Genomic DNA, 5,580 nt, shown 5'->3' on the forward strand with positions numbered 1-5,580 from the left:
CGGCAGCGCCAGTGCGCGCCCGGCAGCGTTAGTGGGCGTCGTGCACCGCCCGGCTGTCCTTCGGCGCCTGCTCGCGATCATTCATGCCGTAGTCTCTGACCACGCTGGCGATGCGCAGATGATAATCGGCAAAGATCTGCGCCCGGCCCTTGGCCTGGGTGCGGCGGTGCTCCATCGTGTTGCGCCAGGCCTGCACCGCCGCCTCGTCGCGCCAGAACGACACCGACAGGATCTTGCCCTTCTCGGTCAGGCTCTCGAAGCGCTCGACCGAGATGAAGCCGTCGATGGTTTGCAGGATCGGCTTCAGATCGGCTGCGAGGTCGAAATAGTCCTGGCGGTGTTCCGGCTTCGGCCAGACCTCGAAGATCACGGCGATCATGGGCATCTCCTGCTGCTCTCGGACCTACAATACCACCTTGCGCAGGAAGGTGCGCTCTTCCGCGAGGATGAATTTGTGTTCCTCGGCGAAATGGAAATTCGCCATTCCTTCCGCGTCCTGCCGAAGCCGCGCGCGATAGGCCTCGTATGCGGCCAGACTCTCGAAGCTGATCAGACCGAAGGCGATGTTGTTGGTGCCTTCATGCGGCATGAAATAACCGATCAGGTCACCGCCGCATTTCGGGATGATGGTGAGCCAGCGCTTCGAATATTCCTCGAACTGCGCGCGCTTGAACGGGTCGATCTGATAGCGGATGAAGACGGTGACGGACATGATGGGCTCCTGGGTTTCCGTCGTCACTGCAAGCCGCGAAGTCTCGTAGGGTGGGCAAAGCGACTTGTCCGCCGTAGCTCGAAGAGCGAAGGCGGAAGCGTGCCCACGTCGTTTTCCCCGCAACGACGAATGGTGGGCACGTCGCTACGCTCCTTTGCCCACCCTACGGCTTCGCTGCGCGCGCAATGACGACTTGGTGAGAAGCTACGCCCTTGCCCGACCACAATGCTTCGGCTACCATCGAAGCATGAAATCAGGACCCGACATCGCCCTGGTCGCTTCGCTGGTCGGCGATCCCGCGCGCGCCAACATGCTCACCGCGCTGATGAACGGCCGCGCGCTCACGGCGAGCGAGCTGGCGCAGGAGGCCGGCATCACGCCGCAGACTGCGAGCTCGCATCTGGCCAAGCTCGAGGCCGGCGGGCTGGTCGAGCCGGAGAAGCAGGGCCGCCACCGCTACTATCGCCTCACCGACGACGACGTCGCCGGCGTACTCGAGGGCCTCGCAGGCCTGGCCGCGCGGACCGGCCACATGCGGGTGCGCACCGGGCCGAAGGACCCGGCGCTGCGGCGCGCGCGGATCTGCTACGACCACCTCGCCGGCGATCTCGGCGTGCAGATGCTGGATTCCCTGCGCGAGCGGAATCTGGTCAGGCAGAAAAAGGAGGACATCGAGCTGACGGCTGAGGGCGAACGCTTCCTCGCCAAGCATCTGCAGATCTCGACCGGCATGCTCACCCATCCGCGCCGCCCGGTGTGCAAGGCCTGCCTCGACTGGAGTGAGCGGCGGCATCACCTCGCCGGCACGCTGGGGGCCGCCATGATGCAGCGCTTCGCCGAGCTGAAATGGGCGGCGCGCGACGCCACGCCCGGCAGCCGCGTCGTCAACTTCACCCGCACCGGCGAGAAGCAGTTTGCCGCGCTTTTCGGCGACGGGAAGGACTGACCCGCGCGCCGCGGCACCGGCAGTGCGCGCCTGAATGCTCCCGGGCCGGCGTCCTGGAGGATTTCTGCCGAGCCGGCCGCCAACACCAGTTTCTGTCGCGCCAAGCCGCATGCGGGGAACGTTCATGCCGCATTCAGGTCATGATTGGCAGATTTGGATCGCACCGTGTCGGCGTGTTGCAAAATTTAACATGTCGAATCGTGTCTTTTGATTCATTGTGCGCCGCAAGCGCCAAGCCGCTAAAGACCTGCTCCAAAGACTTGCCCCAAAGACCCGCCCCCGAAAGACCTGCCCCAAGGACGAGAAGGAAGATCACATGAAATACCTGTTCGCCGCCGCCATGCTCGCCAGCGCGGTTGTCGGTTTCAGCGAGGCCGCCAGCGCCGCGCAGGGTTGCGGCCCGGGTTGGTATCGTGGCGCCTACGGCGGCTGTCGCCCGATGCGCGGCGCGGTCGTTGTGCGCCCCGCCCCTGTAGTGGTCGCTCCGCCCGTCGTCGTCGTGCCGCGCGCGCGTGTTTGCCCCTATGGCTTCCGCTGGTACGCCGGCCGCTGCCGCCCGTTCTGATCTCTTTGCATCGCAAGATGGCCGCGCAGGTTCAGCCTGCGCGGCCATTTTCGTTTTCAGGCTTGCTGCCGACGATTCGTCCGCCTTGGAGTTTCGGCGGCCAGAAAACGAAACGGGGACCGCAGCTGCGATCCCCGTCCAATTCGCGGCTTGCCGCGGCTTACCAGTGGCGGCGGTGCCAGCGGCGGCGACGCCAGCCCCAATGACGGCGGCCCCAGCCCCGGTGGCGGCCATGCCAGTGAACCTGTTCCGGCGTCAGCTTAGCGGCTTCCTCGCCGGTGGTGACGGCCGGATGAGCGTCGGGATTGCCTTGCGGCGTGCGCGCGGGATCACTGAGCGGCTGCGGCGAGAGCGGCGCGGCCTGCGCGGTCGCGGCGAAGGCGGCGGCGCCCGCCGTCACCCCCAGTGCAAGTTTCAAAAAGTTTCGACGCTCCATGACATGTCCTCTAGGCTACCTGGCAAGTGATGCAGAGGGAGTGTCGCGGTCACGACATGAACCAAGGCTGAATCCTGTGTTCAGATTCAAGAATGAAGTGAGGTGGAGAATTCGTAGCTTGGATGGACCTCGCTACTTCGCAAACTCCTGCGCCAGCACCAGCGTCTCGCGCGAACGCTTGACGTCGGGCCAGTCGCGCTTGAAATCGGCGACGAGTTGCTTGAGCGCATCGCCCTTCAGCACCGCCGCAAGCTTGGCCTCGTCATCGAACTGATACATCGCCTGATGCAGCGAGGGATCGTCCAGGCTCCAGAACCGCCAGGCTTTACTCACGCCGAATGCCTTCACCGCGTCGGGCACATGTTCCGTCTCGTACCATTTGTCGAAAGCAGCGCGCTGGGCGGGATCGGAGACGGTGGCGCGGACGACGAAGAAAGCTGATGGCATCGGGTTTCCTCCTGTTGTTTGGCGCGAGCCTAGCCGGATACGCCGCCGCCGACAAAAAGACTTGGCGCGGGTGTCGGAACGGGCGCCCTTCGCTCGTCCTTTGTTTCGAACCAGGACACGGAGACAGCAAATGGCCGACCTCACCCTGACCACCTTCAATTGGGTTCCCGAACAACCGCGAGGATTCGTGCGCGACCTTCGCGTGCGCTGGGCGCTCGAAGAGGCCGCGCTGCCCTATCGCGTCGCGAGCGCCCCGTTCGACGATCGCGGCGCCGCACATTTCGCGCACCAGCCGTTCGGCCAGGTGCCGTGGCTGACCGACGGCGACCTCTCGATCTTCGAGACCGGCGCGATCCTGCTGCATCTCGGCGGGCTCAGTGCGAAGCTGATGCCGACCGATCCGCGCGGCCGCGCCGAGACGACGGAATGGGTGTTCGCGGCACTCAATTCGGTGGAGATGGCGAGCCTGCCCTGGGGAATGTCGAAATTCATGGGCCATCCCACCGACACGGCTGCGTGGAAATTCGTCGACGACTTCCTCAAGCTTCGGCTGAAGCATCTCGAGCCGGTGCTGGCCGGCCGCGAATGGCTGGCCGGCTCCTTTTCCGTCGCCGACATCCTGATGGCGGACGTGCTGCGCGTCATCGGTTGTTTCGACGGGCTGGCGGACAGTCCTGCCTGCCGCGCTTACGTCGCGCGTGCGACGGCCCGACCGGCTTTCGCCAAGGCCCACGCGGATCAAATGGCGCATTTCGCCGCAGCGGATAAGGCGCGCACCGGTGCGTAGGGCGGATTAGCGGAGCGTAATCCGCCAACGCCTTCATCCGGCGAGGTAGACGTTGGTGGGTTACGCTAGCGGACTGCGCTTCGCGCAGCCGCAAGCTAACCCACCCTACGGCACCGCGTCACACCAGCTTCAGCGGTGCATCAGCGACGACGCGCAGGTCGATGCTGGCGATCAACGCCGCCCGGCGTGCCTCCGCGGCGCCGATGGCGTCATCCGTTTGCCGCAGCGTGGAGACGTTCGAGCCGAGCGACACGATCCCGCCGAGCACCAACGCAATCGATCCGAGGGCTGCGGTCTGACCGAAGCCGAACACACCGAGGATCGTCACCAACAGCAGCGCCGCCCCGCCCCCGATCGCGATCTTGGACGCCAGGATGTACTTTCGGCACCGCTCGGCGATCTCGGCCAGCCGCTCGATGCGATCCTCGATGTCGGAGATTTCGTCGGTCGGATCGGATGCGGTCATTGGATTCGAAATTTTAAGGTGGCTCGATTGCAAATAGAACCTAGCAACGAAGGCTCACGTTCAGCCAGGTAGCTTACCTCCAACCGACTTGTAGAATTCCGCAAGTTGGTTCGCTAACAGTGAGGCCAATAAATCTTCCATCTGCGAGACGTCGATCCGATCTCCATCGCGAAAGGCTAAATCGGCCGCATCCAACGCGTCGAAATAGGGCTTTCGGTTGTCGACAATTTGATCCGGTATCGTCGGTGTGCCCGGCAGAAGCGCACCAGCACGAATTGAAAGGACGACATACGAGACAATCCGGGAGGTACGACCATTCCCGTCCGCGAACGGATGAATCCAATTCAGCCGCCACATGAGATAGGCGCCGAGATGGATCGGCGTGCTAGCCTCCCACCGATCATTGACGTAGTCGCACATGTCCTCAACGAGTTCGGGGACCAGATGTGCACCAACGGGCTCATGCTTGCTTCCCTCGATGGCAACGCCGCCGGGGCGATAGTTGCCAGCGTAAGAGCTGATGCCCGATAAAGCTTCTCGCTGCAAACCGAGGATGAGTGACGGACGGAGCTTGAATGAGCCTCGCTCAAGAGCCGTCTGTATCACGCCAATTGCTGCGTCGTACTGACGGAACCCGTTCCGAGCTTCGGCCGCAGCCTTTTCCTGAGGATCGGTAATCAACTCAGGTTCGAGCGCACGGCTATCGCGCCGTTCACGCTCTTCGCTTATCATTTTTTATCCTTGGCCAGCTTTTCGGCCTCACGATCCACCATTTCGCGCGTGATGAGCGAATTTTCGAAATGGGTATTGCCATACACGAAGCTCCGCCGCTGCTCCTCCCGATGTTCCGGGGATGGATTGGCCGTTTTGGCAGCTTCGATCAACTTCTTGAGTGCGTCGGTCATGACACCAATATAGACGAGTCCGTTCAGGGGCACCATGCGATTTTATACGTAGTGCCCCCGGTAGGTTCATCTCACAACGGCAAATTGTCGTGCTTCTTCGCGGGCGTTTCGACCTTCTTGTCCTTCAGCATCGCCAGCGCGCGGGCGATCCGCTTGCGCGTCGAGTGGGGCATGATGACGTCGTCGATATAGCCGCGCTCGGCGGCGATGAAGGGGGACAGGAAGCGGTCCTCGTATTCCTTGGTGCGGGCGGCGATCTTGTCGGGGTCGCCGATGTCACTGCGGAAGATGATCTCGACCGCGCCCTTGGCGCCCA

The 5,580-nt window shown here is 63.3% G+C and carries 11 protein-coding genes; 3 read left to right on the plus strand and 8 right to left on the minus strand.

Annotated features, from left to right (window positions below):
- Positions 1–28: 28 nt before the first annotated feature.
- Both IC66_RS0132195 and IC66_RS0132200 read right to left on the minus strand, forming a co-directional pair.
- The gene (locus tag IC66_RS0132195) at positions 29–379 is read right to left on the minus strand and encodes an antibiotic biosynthesis monooxygenase family protein (protein ID WP_026202720.1); all 351 of its coding nucleotides are present in this window, start codon (positions 377–379) and stop codon (positions 29–31) included.
- Between the two features lie 24 nt (positions 380–403).
- A complete protein-coding gene (locus IC66_RS0132200; protein WP_018322300.1) occupies positions 404–712 on the minus strand; it encodes an NIPSNAP family protein in 309 nt (102 codons plus the stop codon).
- Positions 713–959: 247 nt separating this feature from the next.
- Here IC66_RS0132200 and IC66_RS0132205 point away from each other — a divergent pair, with 247 nt between their 5' ends.
- Both IC66_RS0132205 and IC66_RS0132210 read left to right on the plus strand, forming a co-directional pair.
- Positions 960–1,658 (plus strand): ArsR family transcriptional regulator, encoded by a 699-nt coding sequence (locus IC66_RS0132205; protein ID WP_038950430.1) that lies wholly within the window; start codon positions 960–962, stop codon positions 1,656–1,658.
- Between the two features lie 316 nt (positions 1,659–1,974).
- Complete coding sequence (locus IC66_RS0132210) at positions 1,975–2,223, plus strand: GCG_CRPN prefix-to-repeats domain-containing protein (protein WP_026202719.1); 249 nt, start codon at positions 1,975–1,977, stop codon at positions 2,221–2,223.
- A 160-nt stretch (positions 2,224–2,383) separates the two neighbouring features.
- Here the strand turns inward: IC66_RS0132210 and IC66_RS0132215 are convergent, their stop codons facing one another.
- Both IC66_RS0132215 and IC66_RS0132220 read right to left on the minus strand, forming a co-directional pair.
- Positions 2,384–2,659: a twin-arginine translocation signal domain-containing protein gene (locus IC66_RS0132215; RefSeq protein WP_038950431.1), complete on the minus strand. Its 276-nt coding sequence runs from the start codon at positions 2,657–2,659 to the stop codon at positions 2,384–2,386.
- Positions 2,660–2,791: 132 nt separating this feature from the next.
- The gene (locus tag IC66_RS0132220) at positions 2,792–3,106 is read right to left on the minus strand and encodes a hypothetical protein (RefSeq protein ID WP_038950432.1); all 315 of its coding nucleotides are present in this window, start codon (positions 3,104–3,106) and stop codon (positions 2,792–2,794) included.
- 130 nt (positions 3,107–3,236) lie between these two features.
- On the opposite strand from IC66_RS0132220, the gene IC66_RS0132225 reads away from it, so the two are divergent.
- Entirely contained in the window at positions 3,237–3,893 is a 657-nt protein-coding gene (locus tag IC66_RS0132225) for a glutathione S-transferase family protein (RefSeq protein WP_038950434.1), read from the plus strand.
- A gap of 118 nt (positions 3,894–4,011) precedes the next feature.
- Here the strand turns inward: IC66_RS0132225 and IC66_RS0132230 are convergent, their stop codons facing one another.
- The 4 genes from IC66_RS0132230 to IC66_RS42780 form a co-directional block, all read right to left on the minus strand.
- On the minus strand, positions 4,012–4,359 hold the full coding sequence (locus IC66_RS0132230; RefSeq protein WP_038950435.1) for a hypothetical protein: 348 nt from the start codon (positions 4,357–4,359) through the stop codon (positions 4,012–4,014).
- Between the two features lie 60 nt (positions 4,360–4,419).
- Positions 4,420–5,091: a Fic family protein gene (locus tag IC66_RS0132235; RefSeq protein ID WP_038950436.1), complete on the minus strand. Its 672-nt coding sequence runs from the start codon at positions 5,089–5,091 to the stop codon at positions 4,420–4,422.
- Complete coding sequence (locus tag IC66_RS42775) at positions 5,088–5,300, minus strand: hypothetical protein (RefSeq protein ID WP_018322293.1); 213 nt, start codon at positions 5,298–5,300, stop codon at positions 5,088–5,090. Before IC66_RS42775 ends, IC66_RS0132235 begins: the two co-directional genes overlap by 4 nt.
- Before the next feature lie 35 nt (positions 5,301–5,335).
- Positions 5,336–5,580: carboxyl transferase domain-containing protein (locus IC66_RS42780; protein ID WP_283806374.1), on the minus strand; the 245-nt coding region annotated here is incomplete at its 5' end.

The sequence above is a fragment of the Bradyrhizobium genomosp. III genome, assembly GCF_000261705.1.
GTDB lineage: Bacteria > Pseudomonadota > Alphaproteobacteria > Rhizobiales > Xanthobacteraceae > Bradyrhizobium > Bradyrhizobium ottawaense.